This window comes from Microbulbifer sp. MKSA007, assembly GCA_032615215.1.
GTDB lineage: Bacteria > Pseudomonadota > Gammaproteobacteria > Pseudomonadales > Cellvibrionaceae > Microbulbifer.
In genome coordinates this window covers 672079-690848 of sequence record CP128433.1, presented here as the reverse complement: position 1 = coordinate 690848, position 18770 = coordinate 672079, and the positions used below count along the sequence as shown (strand labels likewise).

18 protein-coding genes are annotated in these 18770 nt (G+C 55.6%); 13 read left to right on the top strand and 5 right to left on the bottom strand.

All coding sequences use genetic code 11. The features are described from left to right. Positions 1–200 precede the first annotated feature (200 nt). The gene (locus tag QT397_05690; protein ID WNZ56849.1) at positions 201–1199 is read left to right on the top strand and encodes an adenosine kinase; all 999 of its coding nucleotides are present in this window, start codon (positions 201–203) and stop codon (positions 1197–1199) included. Between the two features lie 51 nt (positions 1200–1250). On the opposite strand, the gene QT397_05685 is transcribed toward QT397_05690, so the two are convergent. The 4 genes from QT397_05685 to QT397_05670 all read right to left on the bottom strand — a co-directional run bounded on the left by QT397_05685 (position 1251) and on the right by QT397_05670 (position 4847). Continuing rightward, on the bottom strand, positions 1251–3044 hold the full coding sequence (locus QT397_05685; protein WNZ56848.1) for an EAL domain-containing protein: 1794 nt from the start codon (positions 3042–3044) through the stop codon (positions 1251–1253). 179 nt (positions 3045–3223) lie between these two features. Continuing rightward, entirely contained in the window at positions 3224–3793 is a 570-nt protein-coding gene (locus QT397_05680) for a YajG family lipoprotein (GenBank protein WNZ56847.1), read from the bottom strand. Between the two features lie 35 nt (positions 3794–3828). Further along, positions 3829–4290: a copper chaperone PCu(A)C gene (locus QT397_05675; GenBank protein WNZ56846.1), complete on the bottom strand. Its 462-nt coding sequence runs from the start codon at positions 4288–4290 to the stop codon at positions 3829–3831. Further along, positions 4287–4847 (bottom strand): N-acetylglucosaminyltransferase, encoded by a 561-nt coding sequence (locus tag QT397_05670; protein ID WNZ56845.1) that lies wholly within the window; start codon positions 4845–4847, stop codon positions 4287–4289. The genes QT397_05675 and QT397_05670 overlap by 4 nt, the downstream gene beginning before the upstream one ends. A 296-nt stretch (positions 4848–5143) precedes the next feature. Here QT397_05670 and QT397_05665 point away from each other — a divergent pair, with 296 nt between their 5' ends. The 11 genes from QT397_05665 to coq7 all read left to right on the top strand — a co-directional run bounded on the left by QT397_05665 (position 5144) and on the right by coq7 (position 17256). Continuing rightward, entirely contained in the window at positions 5144–6937 is a 1794-nt protein-coding gene (locus QT397_05665) for a protein-disulfide reductase DsbD (GenBank protein WNZ56844.1), read from the top strand. 259 nt (positions 6938–7196) lie between these two features. Beyond that, entirely contained in the window at positions 7197–7652 is a 456-nt protein-coding gene (aroQ, locus tag QT397_05660) for a type II 3-dehydroquinate dehydratase (GenBank protein WNZ56843.1), read from the top strand. A gap of 22 nt (positions 7653–7674) precedes the next feature. Next, positions 7675–8142 (top strand): acetyl-CoA carboxylase biotin carboxyl carrier protein, encoded by a 468-nt coding sequence (gene accB, locus QT397_05655; GenBank protein WNZ56842.1) that lies wholly within the window; start codon positions 7675–7677, stop codon positions 8140–8142. A gap of 15 nt (positions 8143–8157) precedes the next feature. After that, positions 8158–9498 carry an acetyl-CoA carboxylase biotin carboxylase subunit gene (gene accC, locus QT397_05650; protein WNZ56841.1) on the top strand — a complete coding sequence of 447 codons (1341 nt, stop codon included), beginning with the start codon at positions 8158–8160 and terminating at the stop codon, positions 9496–9498. Between the two features lie 150 nt (positions 9499–9648). Continuing rightward, entirely contained in the window at positions 9649–10530 is an 882-nt protein-coding gene (gene prmA / locus QT397_05645; protein WNZ56840.1) for a 50S ribosomal protein L11 methyltransferase, read from the top strand. A 75-nt stretch (positions 10531–10605) separates the two neighbouring features. Next, the gene (locus tag QT397_05640; GenBank protein WNZ56839.1) at positions 10606–11841 is read left to right on the top strand and encodes a DUF3426 domain-containing protein; all 1236 of its coding nucleotides are present in this window, start codon (positions 10606–10608) and stop codon (positions 11839–11841) included. Between the two features lie 259 nt (positions 11842–12100). Beyond that, positions 12101–13039, top strand: coding sequence for a tRNA dihydrouridine synthase DusB (gene dusB / locus QT397_05635; GenBank protein ID WNZ58506.1), 939 nt, complete (start codon positions 12101–12103; stop codon positions 13037–13039). Then, a complete protein-coding gene (gene fis / locus QT397_05630; protein ID WNZ56838.1) occupies positions 13036–13344 on the top strand; it encodes a DNA-binding transcriptional regulator Fis in 309 nt (102 codons plus the stop codon). Before dusB ends, fis begins: the two co-directional genes overlap by 4 nt. Before the next feature lie 143 nt (positions 13345–13487). Continuing rightward, positions 13488–15059, top strand: a complete 1572-nt coding sequence (purH, locus tag QT397_05625) for a bifunctional phosphoribosylaminoimidazolecarboxamide formyltransferase/IMP cyclohydrolase (GenBank protein ID WNZ56837.1) — start codon at positions 13488–13490, stop codon at positions 15057–15059. Positions 15060–15250: 191 nt separating this feature from the next. Then, on the top strand, positions 15251–16555 hold the full coding sequence (gene purD / locus QT397_05620) for a phosphoribosylamine--glycine ligase (protein WNZ56836.1): 1305 nt from the start codon (positions 15251–15253) through the stop codon (positions 16553–16555). A 56-nt stretch (positions 16556–16611) separates the two neighbouring features. Next, complete coding sequence (gene coq7 / locus QT397_05615) at positions 16612–17256, top strand: 2-polyprenyl-3-methyl-6-methoxy-1,4-benzoquinone monooxygenase (GenBank protein ID WNZ56835.1); 645 nt, start codon at positions 16612–16614, stop codon at positions 17254–17256. Positions 17257–17358: 102 nt separating this feature from the next. On the opposite strand, the gene QT397_05610 is transcribed toward coq7, so the two are convergent. Continuing rightward, positions 17359–17766 carry an OsmC family protein gene (locus QT397_05610; GenBank protein ID WNZ56834.1) on the bottom strand — a complete coding sequence of 136 codons (408 nt, stop codon included), beginning with the start codon at positions 17764–17766 and terminating at the stop codon, positions 17359–17361. A gap of 301 nt (positions 17767–18067) precedes the next feature. On the opposite strand from QT397_05610, the gene crp reads away from it, so the two are divergent. Next, the gene (gene crp / locus QT397_05605; GenBank protein WNZ56833.1) at positions 18068–18718 is read left to right on the top strand and encodes a cAMP-activated global transcriptional regulator CRP; all 651 of its coding nucleotides are present in this window, start codon (positions 18068–18070) and stop codon (positions 18716–18718) included. Positions 18719–18770: the final 52 nt, after the last annotated feature.

Genomic DNA, 18770 nt, shown 5'->3' with positions numbered 1-18770 from the left:
TATCACCTGGAGGTTTACGTGAAGGTGCTATTTACACCTGTGCGAGGATTGACCGCAGCAACCGCCTATAAGTTCACCAAGATGTAACAAGCGCCTATGTGAGGGTTTGCTGTCGCCAGCCCTCCCCAATGCCTTGCACTTGGCAAAATCACGTCCATAATGCGGCGGAAATGTAGACAATAAGCCCGAATAGGAATGATATGCAGCAATACGATCTCTACGGCATAGGTGCCGCCCTACTCGATACAGAAATCGAAGTGTCGGACCAGGATTTGAGCAGCCTTGGCGTGGAAAAGGGAATCATGACCCTGGTAGATGATGCCCGTCAGCAACAGCTGGTAGACGACCTTCAAAACCATATGGTCACTGCCAAATTGGCTTGCGGTGGCTCCGGTGCCAATACAGTCATTGCTGCCAGCTATTTCGGTCTCCGCACCTTCTATTCGTGCAAAGTTGCCGCTGACGAGAATGGTGATTTCTACAGAAACAACCTTAACAGCGCCGGGGTCGACTACCCCGAAACACTGAAGCAAGCTGATGAGGGCACTACCGGCAAATGCCTGGTACTTATCACCCCGGATGCCGAACGCAGTATGAACACCTATCTGGGAATGAGTGAACAGCTCTCAGTCGCTGAGCTGGATAGCGATGCACTGTCCGCCTCCAAGTGGGCCTATATCGAAGGCTACCTGGTCTCCTCTGAAACGGGTCGTGCCGCAGCGATCAAGCTTCGCGAAGAAGCCGAAGCCCACGGAGTTAAAACCGCTCTCAGCCTGTCTGACCCGGCTATGGTTCAGTTCTTCGGCGAAGGGCTGCGGGAAATGATTGGCGGCGGTGTGGATATGCTGTTCTGCAACCGGGATGAGGCTCTGGGCTTTACCGGTACCGACTCTGTGGAGGGCGCCGTTGAAGCGCTGCGCGATTACTGCCGCAGTTTCGCGATTACCCTGGGTGCCGATGGCGCACTGCTATGGGACGGCAACGACGTTCACCGCATAGAGAGCCCCGAAGTCCGCGCCATCGATACCAACGGCGCAGGCGATATGTTTGCCGGTGCTTTCCTCTACGGTATTAACCGCGAAATGAGTTTTACCGAAGCCGGCGAACTCGCTTGCCGCGCTGCCGCCCAGGTAGTGAGCCAATACGGCCCGCGACTAGAAGCCGAGCAGCACTCCGAATTACTCGCACCGGTTGTTTAATAGCAATTGCCTAATAGCAGTTATCTATAGACACATGATTTCCAGGGGCCCCTAAGGCTTGGGCCCTCTGGAATGGTGGAGCATCCCCGGGTAGCTATCCAGCTCCGGCAACCCCGTCGCTGCGGAAATACCGAACCCCTGGGCATAGTCCACCCCCATCTGGCTCAATTTTTCCATTAACTCCGGGCTCTCTACATACTCGGCGATAGTGCTGATACCCATTCTCTTCGCCAAGTGATCAATAGTGCTCACCATTGCGCTATCAATTTCATCCTCGAGCATATTGCGCACAAAGCTTCCATCGATTTTAAGAAAATCTACCGGCAGCTGGCGCAGATAAGCCAGGGAGGAAACACCGCGACCAAAGTCATCCAGGGCAAAGCTGCAACCGGCGGCTCTCAGCTTGTGGATAAATATCAGGGCTCGTTCAAGATTATTGATGGCGCTGGTTTCTGTAATTTCAAATTGAACCCGCGAGGGCGTTACACCGGCATCGGACAAAGACTGCAGCACAAAATCAGCAAAGGTCTCATCCCCCAGGCTGATGCCGGAAATATTGACCGCATAATTAATTCCGCCCATCCCCAGGCGCTGCTCCTGGGCCATATAGTCAAAGACCCGGCGAATTACCCAACGGTCCACTTCCTCGATCAAGCCATAGCGCTCTGCGGCTGGCAAAAACAGCCCCGGTGAAATCACTCCACCATCACGGCCGCGCATCCGCACCAGGATTTCATAGTGGTGGACATTGCGGTCCCCCTTTAGTGAAACCACTGGCTGCCGGTACAACATCAGGCGGTCTTCCCGCAAAGCCGCGTGAATTTCCGCAACCCAGGTGGTCTCGCGACGCTTCTCCAATACCTTGCGAGAGTCGCCAAATAGCTTAACGCGATTTCTGCCCTGCTCCCGGGCACTGCAACAGGCATCATTGGCCGACGCCAGTAACTGACTGGCACTGGGGGTAAAGTGATCGACACCAACAACACCAATCGACACTGCGACCCGGTTGTCATTCCCCTCCCAGAAAAAACTGAAGCTCTGCACAGAGTCGCGCAGCCGAGCCACCACACGACCACCCTCTTCCAGGGTGCAGTCGCGCAGTAGTATCGCAAACTCATCACTGCCCACCCGGGCAAACAGATCGTCGCTGGAGAGGCAGCGCTTGATTAACTCCACCAACTGAACCAACAACTGGTCCCCGGCAACAAAGCCCAGGGTGTCGTTAATAACTTTGAATTGATAAACATCCAGGTAGAGCAATACATGGTGCTGGCGTTTATCGATACAGAGGCTGAGTTGGCTTTGCAGCTCACTCTCAAAGAATTGTCGGTTAGGCAGTCGGGTTAAGGCGTCGTGGCTGCTCTGCCACATAAGGCGGGTGGAAACCCGGCGCGCGGCAGAGGTATCCCGCAGCACCAAAACATAATTTTTTAGCACCCCCATATCCCAAAGAGCCATTACCTGCACGGTCACTTCAAGCGGGACATGCTCTTCCCCTGGGCGCTCAATACAGGCATTAAACTCTCTGGTTCTGGGTACTTCACCCAGGTCACTGGATGCCGGCAGTATCGGCTCTATCGCATCGCCCCGGCTATTGCACAGGCGCAAACCTTCGCTGAGTGGCTGGCCGGGCAGCAATCCAACCAGGTCCCCAGTCATTTCGTTGACCAGGGGGTTGGTGTAAACCACCGTACCCGCAGCATCGGTGACAATGACACCATCGGCAACTTCACCGAGAGCCGCCTCCGCCGCCTGTAAACTGATCTGCTCACAGGGGCGCAGCCCCTCTTCCAACTGGGCGAGGGGGCCGAGATAACTTGCCGCCTCTGGATTAAACAGCGTCACGGGAAAACTCACTCAAAACACAACAGAGCAAAGCGCAAACCTTTCCCGGCAGCGGGGAGGTGCCTTGCGACAGGCCATAACCGAAAAAGGTTACCGACATCATCGCCCACGATCGCCGATTTTATTCAATTATCCAGCCTCCCAGCCGAGTTTTTTCTACAAATGTATAAATTGCACATTCACAGATTGCTGCGCAAGAAATTTTTTAATTTCTCGTCTTCAAATACTCGTTGTAGAGTTGCGCTAAGCAGTCCATTCACACGACTTTGGACTTCTTCACGACTGGGCTTAACCAGGTTCCGATCTTTGCCGGAAGCGCTGTAAGTGCCGAAATAAGTGCGAGGACCAATTTTCACTTCCAGGTGAATTTCAGCAGCGGTGTCAATCTCAGTGGTATAAACCGTATTTGGACTGTTGTAGGTGAGTTTTACCAATTTTGCGATCACCTGAACTTCCGGCGCGGTATCGGTAATTCGAAATGACCAATTTGAAAAACCATTACGCAATCCCGCTGCAATAGCCTCACCAGCGTCATTGCCAATACTTACCTGAGCAGTATCCGCATAAACACCCCCCAATGATCCCAAGCCGCCAGAGGGCAGTTCATTAACTCCCATCACACTCATACTAAAGCCTTCGCCTATCGCTTCAGGAGCAACCTGGACCTGAGGCTGCAGCCAAATCTGCAGCGGGCTGTGAGCACAAGCGCTGAGTAGCAGTGCACCGGCAAAAACCAATAACTTCTTCATGTTTAATTCCCCCTCACTTCAAAAAAACTGCCAATTCAGCCATGGTGATGGTGGTGGTGCTCACCCTCATCACTCATCCGAACTATTGGCACAAGAATATCTACACTGCTGCCATCGGCAAAAAGCAGTCGCAACGGCAACTCCTCCCCCGCCTGCAGGCGCAGACCTTTAATCATTAAGTGAACTCCACCGGGAGCCATATCTACACTTGCCCCTGCAGCAATCGTCAGCTGATCCAGCGGGCGCATCCGGTTTATTCCGTTCTCCGATATAGTGGTATGCAGGTCTGCCGAAGCCTGTTCAACACCCGGCAGCTCCACACCTGTGAGTACCTGACTCGAATCACCAGTGTTGTGCAGCGACACAAAGGCAGCGCTCATCGAAGGTCCGGGAGGTGTTTCCCGGGCATACCCCTCCGCCGTAATTCCTATGGAATAGGCGCCCTTAGACACAAGGAGTGCGGTGATTAAAAAGGCAAATGCCAATACTTTTTTCATGGTGCCCCTCCGCTGGGCTTAATCAGAATCAGTTTCGCCGGATTCCCGACTTTGATATCTCCACGCACCCGATACCCGGGCACAGCCTCGCGCAGTTGCTGATAAACCCAACGGCCCTCAGCATCACTGCGCGCTACGATAATGACGCGCAGCTGCTCGCTGCGAATCCTGCCCGCTACTCGCTGCAACTGTTCCACCAGCCCGGCAGACCTTACTGCGAGTTCACCGGCTGGTAGACCTATCACCTCCCCTTGCGGTAAATCGAGCTGCGCTCTCCCCCGCTCACGGACCAACTGTGTACGCACTTCAGCCACCAGCGGATTGGCCGGGGCCAGCATCTCAGCCCGTTTCAACAGGGTATTCACCTCCCCAAAATCCCTGCGACGCAGGGCGTCTCGCGCCCGCTCAACATAGGTGACCACAATGGTTTGAATACCAGTTTCTGCCTTGCTGTTATCCGGTTGCAGTTGCAATACACGCAGGTAATAGTCGTAGGCACTGGCGCCGGCAGGCTGGGTTAGATGCCCTTTGCGTAGCGCCTGTTCCGCACGACTCAAAAAAAGGAAATATTGTTGCGCCGAACCTGGTCTTGGGATGGCGTCTTTTTAGGGGCGGGAGGAGGGACAACCGTTTTAGGTGCGGGCTTATTGGATGAGCAGGCCCCCAGGCAAAATGCCAGTAGCAGTAAAACCCCAAGGCTGTGAAGGCGTTCAAATGACGGCAAAACAATCCCCTATTGTTGTTTTTTTGTACCACTGGCGTCGCTATACTGCTGCGGCGACTGAACCCCCGTCTGGTGCAGCAGTCTGAACTATGCGCCCGACTATAATGAATTTTTTCATCTATGGCTGTGATGACCAAAAGTTTCCGAAAAAATTTCCTCGTTCTGCTGACAATCCTGCTGGCCACAACCAGCATTGGAGCTACAGCGCAGAATTCCGATAACCCTTTTGCCTCGCTGAGCAGCGCCCAGGAAAACACTTTCCTGCCGGTCGATGAAGCTTATCAGCAAGATCTGCTCTTTGATGCCAACGGCCTCAGTGCACTCTTCCAGATTGCCCCAGAGTACTACCTCTATCGCGAAAAACTGGCGCTGTACAGGGTCGATAATGGTGAGAAAACTCCCATCCCCCTGAACCTGCCAACCGGTGAAGTCATTTGGGACGACTATTTCGAGAAAGAGACTGAGGTCTACCGAGGCCAGCTCGAATTTGCCCTGGAAATCCCTGAAACCAGCGGTTCTACCCAACTGGAGCTCCACTATCAAGGCTGCGCAGATGCCGGCCTTTGCTATCCACCTCAGACCCGATACTACAGTGTGGATTTTGCCAGTCAGGATATAGAACCGCAGGACAGCGCCTTAATTACAGGCGCACCCACTCCGCCAGCGAGTGCTGGCGGTGCCGCAGGCAATAGCAATGTCACCTTATCACTGGCGCTGCTTCTCGCATTTGCCGGTGGCCTGATCCTGAACCTGATGCCCTGTGTCTTCCCAGTACTGTCGATTAAATTACTAGCAGTGAGCCAGGCGGCACAAAATGCAAGCCAAAGGCACCACCACGGCTGGGCTTATACACTGGGCGTAGTTTTGAGCTTTGTGGCTATCGCCGCTGTGATGCTCGCCCTTCGCGCCGGCGGAGAGGCTGTCGGCTGGGGCTTCCAGCTTCAATCCCCCTGGTTGGTGGCAGCACTCGCCTACCTGTTTTTTATCATGGGGTTGAGTCTGTCCGGAATGACCGAGCTCGGCAGTAACCTGATGGGTATTGGCGGCAACCTGAATAAACGTCAGGGGTTGTCGGGCTCTGTGGCATCCGGCGCGCTGGCAACCCTGGTGGCCAGCCCCTGTACTGCACCGCTGATGGGCTCCGCACTGGGGTTTGCTGTTACGCAGCCCGCGCTAATTGCGCTAAGTGTTTTTGCCGCCCTTGGCGCCGGTATGGCGGCCCCCTTCCTGTTGTTGACCTATATCCCCGCTCTGGCGGAAAAGCTGCCCAAACCCGGCCCCTGGATGGATCGCCTGAAGCAGCTGTTGGCATTTCCGATGTATCTCACTGCGGTATGGCTACTGTGGGTTCTGGGCCGGCAAGCCGGGGGGGATGGGGTTGCCCTGGTACTGGCTGGTGCTGTAGCCATTGCATTTGCCCTGTGGCTTTGGCCGCGTCCGCAATGGCACTGGCTGCGCGGTTCCCTGGCCCTGGCCTCCCTGGCCTTGGCGGTTTTTCTACTTCCGCAACTGAAAACCATCAATCAGTCCGAACAATTGTCCAGCAGCGATTACTGGGAGCCCTATTCGGCAGAGAGACTGGAGACTGCGCGCAGTGAGGGGCGTGCAGTTCTGGCCAATATGACCGCGGCCTGGTGCATCACCTGCCTGATGAATGAGAAAGCTGTGCTGTCGAGCACCGAGGTCAGTGATGCTTTGGAGCGCCTCAACGTGGTCGCGCTGAAAGGAGATTGGACCAACCAGGATCCGCGAATCAGCGAATTATTGGCCAAATACGGGCGTACCAGTGTGCCGCTGTATCTCCTCTATCCCGCCGATGGGGGCGACGCAAAAATACTGCCGCAAATACTTTCTCAAGATGATTTACTACAGGAATTGGAGAACGCTGTGGACTCCCCTTTGAGCACTGGGGTGACTCAGTAAAGTTTTTGACGCCTTTGTAGCCAATAACCCAAGGTAAACAGGCCACAGCCCGGATATTTTGAACTAATTTTTTGCCCAATATCGCCGAACTGCTGCTAACTTCGATAAACTCCGAGTCTGGCATGGACAGGGAGTCACTTTTGCGGCAGACTCGGTTAATGAGTTCGGGCAGCTAGGCCGAAATTTCGAGTTTGCCCGCAAGATAGCCAATTTTAACCCACTTTATATGGGTTTTCGGCAACTTTCTTCAGGGCGAATTATGGCTAAACTTCTTCTCCTTCACGGCCCCAACCTAAATCTTTTAGGCAGTCGCGAACCGCACATCTACGGGTCTACCACCCTGGCGGATATCAATGAAGCCGCCGAGCGCCAGTGCGACGCCGCCGGCCACGAACTGGAAGTCCTGCAGAGCAATAGTGAATCAGCCCTGCTCGAACGAATCCACTTGGCGGCGACCAGTGGGGTCGACTTTATCGTGATCAATCCCGCTGCGTTCACCCATACCAGTGTCGCCTTGCGCGATGCCCTGGCAGCCGTTGCCATCCCGTTTATTGAGCTTCACCTGTCCAATCCCCACGCCAGGGAAGCTTTCCGACACCATTCCTATCTTTCAGATCTGGCCTGCGGCGTAATCTGTGGCTTTGGCGCCAACAGCTACACCCTGGCCTTACAGGCAGCCATCCACCAACTGGATGCCACACCTGCACAACAATGAATCAAACTGCGAGTAAATAACTATGGATATCCGCAAAATTAAAAAATTGATTGAGCTGCTCGAAGAATCGGATATCGGCGAGCTGGAAATCAAAGAAGGCGAAGAGTCCGTGCGCATCAGTCGCGGCGTCAGCAGCGCAGCCCAACCCGTTGCACCGATTTACAGCGCGCCTCCCGCACCGGTTGCCGCCCCCGCTGCTCCGGCGCCCAGCGCTCCTGCTGCCCCAGCTGAAAAAGAGTCCAAGCCGGCTATCAGCGGACACGCGGTAAAATCCCCGATGGTAGGCACCTATTACGCTGCCCCCAGCCCTGGCGCCGAGGCCTTCGTGAAAGTGGGCCAGCAGGTCAAAGTTGGCGATGTTGTGTGCATCGTCGAAGCGATGAAAATGATGAACCAGATCGAAGCCGACAAGGCCGGTACCATTGAGTCGATCCTGCTGGAAGACGGCCAACCGGTTGAGTTTGACCAGCCCCTCGTGACCATCGTCTGAGTGGGGTAAGTCACAATGTTCGACAAAATCCTAATCGCCAACCGCGGCGAAATCGCCTTGCGGATTTTGCGCGCCTGTAAAGAGATGGGCATCGCCACTGTGGCGGTGCACTCTTTGGTAGACCGCAATCTCAAGCATGTACGCCTGGCCGACGAATCTGTATGTATCGGCCCCAACCCATCCCCGCAGAGCTACCTAAATGTGCCGGCCCTGATCTCCGCCATGGAAATCACCGACGCAGTAGCCGTGCACCCCGGCTATGGCTTTCTCGCAGAGAACGCGGACTTCGCCGAGCAGGTGCAAAAGAGCGGCTTTACCTTTATTGGCCCTGACCCGGATGTGATCCGCCTGATGGGGGACAAGGTGTCTGCAATTGCCGCCATGAAAAAGGCTGGCGTTCCCACCGTTCCAGGCTCTGACGGCCCGCTGCCCGATAATAGCGAACGCTGCATGGAGATCGGCCGCAGCATCGGTTATCCGGTCATTATTAAAGCTGCCGCCGGTGGCGGTGGTCGCGGCATGCGCGTAGTAGAAAGGGAAGAGGAACTGGTGAACGCGATTGCCGTGACCAAGTCCGAAGCCCAGGCGGCCTTCGGTGACGGCACCGTCTACATGGAAAAATTCCTGCAGAATCCCCGCCATGTTGAGATCCAGGTAATGGCCGATGGCCAGGGCAACGCCATCCATCTGGGCGATCGCGACTGCTCCCTGCAGCGCCGCCATCAAAAAGTTTTGGAAGAAGCCCCAGCTCCGGGCATTCCCGATGAGGTACGCGAGCAGGTACATGAGTCCTGTGTACAAGCCTGTATCGATATCGGCTATCGCGGCGCGGGTACTTTTGAATTCCTGTATGAAAATGAGCGCTTCTACTTTATCGAAATGAACACCCGTATCCAGGTGGAGCACCCCGTTACCGAAATGGTAACCGGCGTCGACCTGATCAAGGAGCAGATTCGGGTTTGTGCCGGTGAGAAGCTATCCCTGAAGCAGGAAGATATCGTAATCAAAGGTCACGCCTTTGAGTGCCGTATCAATGCCGAAGACCCACAGACCTTCTTCCCCAGCCCCGGCAAGGTAAACAACTTCCATATGCCTGGCGGCCTGGGTGTGCGGGTCGACTCCCATCTCTACTCCGGATACTCGGTACCCCCCAACTACGATTCCATGATCGCCAAGCTGATCACCCATGCGGAAGATCGTGAAACCGCGTTGGCGCGTATGCGTGTGGCCCTGTCGGAGCTGGTAGTGGACGGCATCAAAACCAATATTCCCCTACAGGAAGAGTTGGTACGAGATGAAAACTTTGCCAAGGGTGGGGTCAATATCCACTACCTGGAGAAGAAGTTAGGTCTTTAAGCGCTCGCCAGCCGGGGCAAAGTTAGCGAGAATTGCGGCAAACAAAACGACACTGAACCTTGCCATGGATGGCGTGGCAAGCGTCGTTATCTGAGTGCGGCCCGGCCGCAACAATGCCGTAAACATCGCTATAACAATTCCGGAATAATTATGCCCTGGCTACAACTCCGCGTGGACACCGACCGTGATCACGCGGAAAAAATCGAAGACGCACTGCTTTTTGCCGGTGCCGTATCTGTCACCCTGCAAGACAACGCTGACCAACCGATCCTTGAACCCGGGCTCGGAGAGGTGCCCCTATGGGAGCAAACACGGGTTACCGGGTTGTTCGATGCGGAAGTGGATACCTCAGTTACCGAGGCAAAAGCAGCTTCCTTCCTATGCGAAATGTTGCCCAATGCCCGCTGGGAGCAACTTGAGGACAAGGATTGGGAGCGAGAGTGGATGACCCACTACAAACCCATCCAGTGCGGCCCCAATTTATGGATCTGCCCCAGCTGGTGTGAACCACCACAGCCAGACGCCGTGAACCTGCTGCTCGATCCGGGCCTTGCCTTCGGCACTGGCACGCACCCAACTACTTTCCTATGTCTGCAATGGTTGGCGCAGCAGGAACTCGCAGGTAAGAGTGCCATCGACTTCGGTTGCGGCTCGGGCATTCTGGGAATTAGCGCACTACTACTGGGAGCAGAGCGAGTTCTCGGCACCGATATCGATCCCCAGGCATTGCTCGCCAGCCGCGACAATGCCCAGCGCAACGGCATAAACCCCGAGCGCTTCCCGGTCTACCTGCCAGAACAAATGCCGAGCGAAGCCGCCGATGTTATGTTGGCCAATATCCTCGCCGGTCCCCTTGTAGAACTCGCCCCTCAACTGATACAGCTCACTCAATTGGGCGGAAAAATCTGTCTGTCCGGCATCCTCAGTTCCCAGGCAGAGCAGGTGAAAAATGCTTACAGCGAATGGATTGAGTTCGATCCTGACGGCGAACACGAGGGATGGGTCAGACTGACAGGCAAGCGGGTGCGCTAAATGCGCTCCCCAGCACTACGCGGGACCCCTTTGGGCTGATAAACTTGGCTGCTAAATAAACTGCGCTCTAGTCGAATGTCTCAACTGGTAACCCGCTGCCCTCATTGCAGCACATCATTTCATATTAATGACCAGCAACTGCGCGCTGCCCGCGGCGCCGTTCGCTGTGGGTCTTGCCTGCAGGTGTTTCGCGCAGACGAAAATATCGTTTTCTCAGAAAGTGATAGCGAGAGCCGCAATGATTTGGAGGCTTTGCTGGAAGACGATGACTTCCTGATCCACGACGATATCGAGCTCGACGAGGACGAACCCGCCACCCCGCCATCTCCACCAGCTGTAGATCAAACTGCCGGTCGGGAGAGTGCAACCAATGAGGGGGCACCTGACAGCGCGCCCAAATCTGAACCAAAAGAATATAGTGCAGCAGCGCAGGAATTAATTGGTGACGCCTTTGGCGACCATGAGTGGCAGGAGCTGGAAGCATCTCACACCGAAGAGGAAGCGGAACCCGAAGAGGACCTGGATAAAATCCTCAAGCCGGACTGGGAAGAACTTCCTGATTTTGATTCTGACCCTTCGCCCGAGTACAACGGCCAACCTGAAGTACCGGAGTTTGAAACTTCTAGCTCCCTCGCTGAGGAATCGTCTTGGGACAACAATGAGCCTGCAGTATCAACCGAGTCTGTAGATACACCTCCCCCCACTGAGGAAAGCCGCCAGGAGCCTTACTTCGGTGGCGAATCTACCACTGCTGAAGAGCCGCAGCGGGAGCAATTGATCTCAGCCATCCAGCCCGCGCCTGTGGAGATGTCGTGGGGAGTCCCCAAAAAGAAACGCACCGCCTCTCCCTGGCTATGGCGCGCATTGATTCCCCTATCGATCCTCGGCATAGTGATTCAGGTTGCATACTTCCAGTTCGATAGCCTCAGCCGCAAACAACCCTGGCGCGACTTCTATGCTGCCGCCTGCCCACTATTCGGCTGCACCTTACCTCAACTAAAAGATACCCGGGCGATCCAGGCCACAAACTTAATGGTGCGTACCCACCCGCAGCTGCAGGGCGCCCTGGTAGTGGATGCAGTGCTGCTAAATACCGCCCCCTACGCACAACCCTTCCCCAACCTGTTGCTGAACTTCAGCGACCTGAAGGACAAGGCTGTGGCCAGTCGCCGGTTTACCCCGAACGAGTACCTACAGGGGGAGTTGGCCGGACGCAAACTAATGCCCCAGGACAGCCCCATTCATATCGCGATTGAGGTGGTTGACCCCGGTGCAGAAGCGGTAAACTACGAGTTGAACATCACTCACTGAGCGCACACAAGCACCCCGGCCAAGTTTTTAGCAAAGGGGATTTGGCGCCATAAACAACCAAACCTGCGCATTCAGCAGGCTAAATGAACAGTGTTCGATCAAATTGCCCGCTTTTTCGCTTTGCCATTAACGGGCCAGCCGCTATCATAGGCGGCTGTTTTGCCGGGGCACAGATTGCCCTTCCTACAGCCCAAATGGAGCTACCGTGTCTACTGCCATTGGCCCCTATATTATCGACAACCCGGTAATTCTGGCGCCCATGGCCGGTGTCACCGACCGCCCCTTCCGCCAGCTGTGCCGAGAACTCGGCGCCGGATTGGTGGTTTCGGAGATGGTGACCTCGGACACTCGCCTGTGGAACAGCCGCAAGTCCCGCTTGCGCCTGGATCACGGTGGCGAAGCGGCGCCCATATCGGTGCAGATCGCCGGCGGTGATCCTGAGATGATGGCGGAAGCCGCTCGGGAGAATGCTCGTCGCGGCGCGCAAATCATCGATATTAATATGGGTTGCCCGGCAAAAAAGGTGTGTAAGAAAGCAGCGGGCTCCGCCCTGCTGCGGGATGAAAAGCTGGTAGCGGATATTCTTCAAGCCGTGGTCCAGTCTGTTTCCGTCCCGGTGACGCTAAAGATCCGCACCGGCTGGTGCCCGGATTCCCGCAATGGCGTCACTGTAGCCAAAATGGCCGAGGATTCCGGGGTCGCTGCACTGGCGGTTCACGGTCGCACTCGCGCCTGTGGCTACCACGGACAGGCTGAATTCGATACCATTGCCGAAATTGTATCCAGGGTAAAAATCCCGGTTTTTGCCAATGGCGACATCTGCAGTGCTGAGAGAGCCCGAGAGGTGCTCGATTACACTGGCGCATCGGCGGTCATGATTGGCCGTGCAGCACAGGGACGACCATGGATTTTTCGGGAAATAGCCCACTATCTCGCCACTGGCGAGCGGCTACCCGAACCGACATTGGATGAAGTCAGGAATATTTTGCTCGCCCATTTGGGCGAACTACACCGATTCTACGGTGAAGTGATGGGGGTCCGTATCGCTCGCAAACATGTGGGCTGGTACTTGAAGACGCTCGCGGATAGCGAGTCCTTCCGCAAGACCTTTTTCCAAATAGAGAGTGCAGAAGTACAACATGCCAGCGTTCACGAGTGGTTTGAACGCCGAATAACGAGAGGGGCACAAGCGGCATGAACAACGAAGTATTAATTCCGGATACTGGCAATGAAGAAGTATCCTCCAGGGGACAGACTCAACTGGCACAGCCACAGCAGCAGTCCCTGCGCGATGCCGTCGAGCACGCAATGGAGAACTACTTCCGCCACCTGGATGGCCAGATGGTAACCGATGTCTACGACATGGTGCTGTCGGAGATCGAAGCGCCCATGCTCGAAGTGGTGATGAAATACACCCGCCACAACCAGACCCGCGCCGCGCAATTACTGGGTCTCAACCGTGGCACCCTGCGCAAGAAGCTGAAGCGCTACGGCCTGCTGTAAGCTTCCCACCGAGCGAAATTTTGAAGGGGGATGAGGTAACTCATCCCCCTTCGCTATTTTCCCGGCAGCGTTTTTGTTGCCACAGTGGACAACCGCTAAAACCCTTTAAACATCCTTTTCGAAAACCAGTTGGATCAAGTGCAATGACAGACAAGGTTTCCATCCGCCGCGCTCTAATTAGTGTCTCTGACAAGAGTGGCATTGTAGAGTTCGCTCAACAGCTCTCCGCAATGGGGGTTGAGATTCTTTCCACCGGCGGAACCCACCGCCAGCTCAAGGAAGCGGGTATTCCCGTGGTAGAAGTTTCCGACTACACCGGCTTCCCCGAAATGATGGACGGCCGTGTCAAAACTCTGCACCCGAAAGTACACGGTGGCATTCTGGGGCGCCGTGGTACCGATGATGCCATCATGGGCGAGCACGGTATCACCCCGATCGATATGGTGGTGGTTAACCTCTACCCCTTCGCTCAAACCGTTGCCAAGCCCGACTGTTCCCTCGAAGACGCTATCGAGAACATCGATATCGGCGGCCCTACCATGGTTCGCGCTGCCGCCAAGAACCACAAAGATGTCACTATCGTGGTCAATGCCAGCGATTACGGCAAGATCATCGAGGAGATGAAAGCTAACGATGGTGCCCTGAGCCACGTCAGCCGCTTTGATCTGGCGGTAAAAGCCTTCGAACACACTGCGGGCTACGACGGCGCTATTGCCAATTACCTGGGCGCCATTAAAGGCGAAGAAAAGCAGCTGTTCCCGCGCACCTACAACAGCCAATTTATCAAGAAACTGGATCTACGCTACGGTGAGAACCCGCACCAGAAATCCGCTTTCTATACCGAAGCCAACCCAGCTGAGGCCAGTATTTCCACTGCCACCCAGCTGCAGGGCAAAGAGCTGTCCTACAACAATATCGCCGATACCGATGCCGCACTGGAGTGCGTTAAGTCCTTCGAGCAACCCGCCTGCGTGATCGTTAAACACGCCAACCCCTGTGGTGTGGCGATCGCTGAAGATATTCGCACGGCCTACGACCTGGCTTTCGCTACCGACAGCGAATCCGCCTTTGGCGGTATCATCGCCTTCAACCGGGAACTCGATGGCGCCACTGCCCGCGCTATCGTCGAGCGACAGTTTGTTGAAGTCATCATCGCACCGTCAGTCTCCGAAGAGGTCAAACAGGCCGTTGCCGAGAAGAAGAACCTGCGCCTGCTGGTATGCGGCCAGTGGAGCAGCGAGCGCACCCCGGCGCTGGACTACAAGCGCGTCAATGGCGGCCTGCTGGTTCAGGACCGCGACGACGGCCTGATCACCGCTGCCGACCTGAAAGTGGTCTCCAAGCGCCAGCCCACTGAAGAGGAAATCCGCGATCTGCTGTTTACCTGGAAAGTGGCCAAGTTCGTAAAATCCAATGCCATCGTATACGGCAAAGACGGTCGCACTGTGGGCGTAGGCGCAGGCCAGATGAGCCGCGTAAACTCCGCGCGTATCGCCGCGATCAAGGCCGAGCACGCCGGCCTCGCCGTTGCAGGATCCGTTATGGCTTCCGATGCCTTCTTCCCCTTCCGCGACGGCATCGATAATGCTGCCGCTGTAGGAATCCAGGCGGTCATCCAGCCCGGCGGCTCCATGCGCGATGAAGAAGTGATCGCCGCAGCGGACGAGCACAATATGGCCATGGTATTTACCGGTATGCGCCACTTCCGCCACTAAGATTGTACGCCCGCAAATGCTTATTGCTGCGGGCTATGATCAACGGGCTGGGAAGTATCGATACTTCCCAGCCCGCACAAATCATTTGAATCCAGGGGCGAGACTCAGGCCCCAGAATCAATTCCACGTTAAACTAGCACACCTATAACCTGTGCAATGGACCGGATCGGTCGACTTAGGGGGATTTAAGAATGAACGTATTGGTTATCGGATCAGGTGGCCGCGAGCACGCTCTGGCGTGGAAAGCAGCGCAAAACCCAAATGTCGGCACCGTCTATGTTGCCCCAGGCAACGCCGGCACTGCCCGCGAACCCAAGCTGGAAAATATCGCGATCGGTGTGGATAACTTCGCCGCCCTGGCAGATTTCGCCGAAGAAAACGGCGTAGAACTAACTATTGTCGGCCCGGAAGCACCGCTGGTAGAGGGTATTGTCGATTTCTTTAATGCCCGTGGCCTCGCTATTTTTGGCCCCAGCAAAGGCGCCTCCCAACTGGAGGGCTCCAAAGCCTTTACCAAGGACTTTCTCGAGCGCCACAAAATCCCCACCGCTGCCTACCGCAATTTCACCGAAGTGGAGCCGGCGGTTGCCTACATTCGCGAGCGCGGCGCGCCCATCGTGGTTAAAGCCGACGGCTTGGCTGCGGGCAAGGGTGTAATCGTTGCCGAAACCGAAGAGCAGGCTGAGCTCGCTGTACGCGATATGCTGTCTGGAAACGCCTTTGGTGAAGCCGGCTGCCGCGTGGTTATCGAGGAGTTCCTCCAGGGTGAGGAAGCGAGCTTTATCGTGATGGTGGATGGTGAAAATATCCTGCCGATGGCCACCAGCCAGGATCACAAGCGCGTTGGCGATGGCGATACCGGCCCTAATACGGGCGGTATGGGTGCCTACTCCCCGGCACCGGTGGTGACTGACACCATTTACCAGCGCATTATGCAAGAGGTAATCGAACCCACCGTTAAAGGCCTGGCCTCTGAGGGTACGCCCTACACCGGTTTCCTTTACGCCGGCCTGATGATCGACAGCGACGGTACTCCGAAGGTTATCGAGTACAACTGCCGCTTTGGCGATCCGGAAACCCAGCCAATTATGATTCGTCTGAAGTCGGACCTGGTCGACCTGTGCATGGCTGCTCTGGACAAGAAGCTGGACACTGTCACTGCTGAGTGGGACCCCCGCCCAGCCCTGGGTGTGGTACTTGCCGCTCACGGCTATCCCGGCAGCTACCGCAAAGGCGATGCCATCAGCGGCCTAGACAAAGCAGACAGTGACAATGCCAAGGTCTTCCACGCCGGTACCGCACTGGATGGTGAGCGCGTAGTCACCAATGGTGGCCGGGTGTTGTGCGCAACAGCAATGGGAGATACCGTCGCTAAAGCTCAGGAAAATGCCTATGACTCAGCTCGGGCTATCTACTGGGACGGCGTGTTCTTCCGGAAAGATATCGGCTACCGCGCTGTCGAAAGAGAAAAGGTTTCTGCAGAGCAGCAGGACTAACAGCTGGCCTCGGCGGCCGCTCATAAGCGGTCGCCTCCCACAGGGAGCAGAATACTATGAGTAAACGCAGCCTCAGCGGACTCGACCGCCTGTTAATTCAAGCGGATCGGGCTCTGCGCACCCTGAGCCCCGGCGAACCCTGCCACGGCCGGGCATCCCCGGCGAAGGGTGAAGCCGAGACAGACCTCACCGACAGCGAACGCAAACACGCCGCTGGCCTTATGCGGGTCAACCATAGCGGTGAAGTCTGCGCCCAGGCGCTCTACCAGGGCCAGGCCCTGACAGCCAAGCTGCCCGAGGTGCGGGGGGAAATGGAGCGCGCTGCCGATGAGGAGATCGACCATCTGGCCTGGTGTGAACAGCGCTTGAAGGAATTGGACAGCCGCCCCAGCCTACTCAACCCGCTGTGGTATGGCATGTCCTTTGGGCTCGGCGCCGCCGCCGGGAAAATCAGCGACCGAATCAGCCTCGGTTTTGTGGCCGCTACGGAAGACCAGGTGTGTAAACATCTTGAGAGCCACCTCGAAAAGCTTCCCGCCGACGACAAGAGAAGCCGTGCGGTAGTGGAACAGATGTTAATTGACGAAGACGAGCACGCCCACGCCGCACTGGCCGCCGGTGGTGCCCGCTTCCCCGCTCCGGTAAAAGGAGTGATGTCTCTGGTATCCAAAGTAATGACTTCAGCCAGTTATAAGATCTGACCGTTACTCTTCACTCACTAAAACGACTTGGATTTTAGGGAGGTTACGCCCAGTATCCTCCCTTTCCTCCCTTTCCTCCCTTTCCTCCCTGCTAATTTCCTTTCAAGCTTCTTCAACGCTGTAGCTGTGCACAATCTCGACGCCCGCATTGCGCAACATGATGGAGCCTGAGCAGTATTTCTCTGCGGAGAGTTCCACTGCACGGGCAACATGGGATTCCTTCAATCCGCGACCGCGCACTACAAACTTCATTTCAATTCGCTCAAACGGCGATGGGGTTGTATCCGGGCGCACACCTTCCAGTTCGCAATGACAGGAAATAATGTCTTGTCTCGCCTTCTGTAAAATACTCACCACATCGTAAGCCGCGCAGCCACCGACGCCCAGCAAAATCATTTCCATCGGGCGCACACCATTATTTGTGCGGCCGCCTTCCATCACTACCGAATTACCACTGCCGGCTTCACCGACAAAGGTTAAATCATTTACCCAGGTTACTTTCCCCTGCATCACTCCACTCCCATTAAAACTTCAGCGGCGAAGCTTAGCATATTGGCGAAGTCTATCCCGGCACCTGTATGTTTCCGGTATAGTGTCTGGTACGCCTCCGCGCGAAAGCCGAATGACGCATGATCAAATGCTTTTTCTATGAACGCATCGTGGTTTATGAAGTCCAAGCGACCCAGTGCCATAGTGTCACAGGTCACACTGCGGAACTTTGCCGCGGTCAGCCCCTGTTGGGGATTTTGTTTTCGCGCGATAATTCAATAGTGCTCAGCTGCTAAAGCCGGGATAGAGCACAAGACAAAAAATGAGGAATAAATCCGTGACGGTTGCTATCGAAGACCCCATGACTATCGGCAATATTGAAGACTTTCTGGCCCACTGCCACCGGCGTCGCTACCCGGCCAAGAGCACAATTATCTATGCTGGCGACCGCTGTGAATCCCTTTATTTCATTATGCGCGGTTCCGTTACAGTTCTGATTGAGGACGATGAAGGCCGCGAGATGATCGTTGCCTACCTCAACGACGGAGACTTTTTCGGTGAGATGGGCCTGTTCGATCAGGACACCCGCAGTGCCTGGGTCCGCACCAAAACCGAGTGTGAGGTGGCAGAAATCTCCTACACCAAGTTCCAGGAACTCACTCGCCAGCACCCAGAGTTTCTTTTTGCCCTGGCCACCCAAATGGCAGGCCGCCTGCGCAACACCACACGCAAAGTTGGTGATCTCGCCTTCCTGGATGTCACCGGGCGTGTCGCTCGCACCCTGCTCGACCTCTGCAATGAGCCGGATGCAATGACTCACCCCGAGGGCATGCAAATAAAAATCACCCGCCAGGAAATTGGCCGTATCGTCGGCTGCTCCCGGGAAATGGTGGGCCGCGTATTAAAAACCCTGGAAGAACAGGGCCTGGTTTCCGTTAAAGGTAAAACCATGGTGGTGTACGGTACCCGCTAGTAACCGAATAAATACACCGCATAAAAAAAGGGCGATTTTTACATCGCCCTTT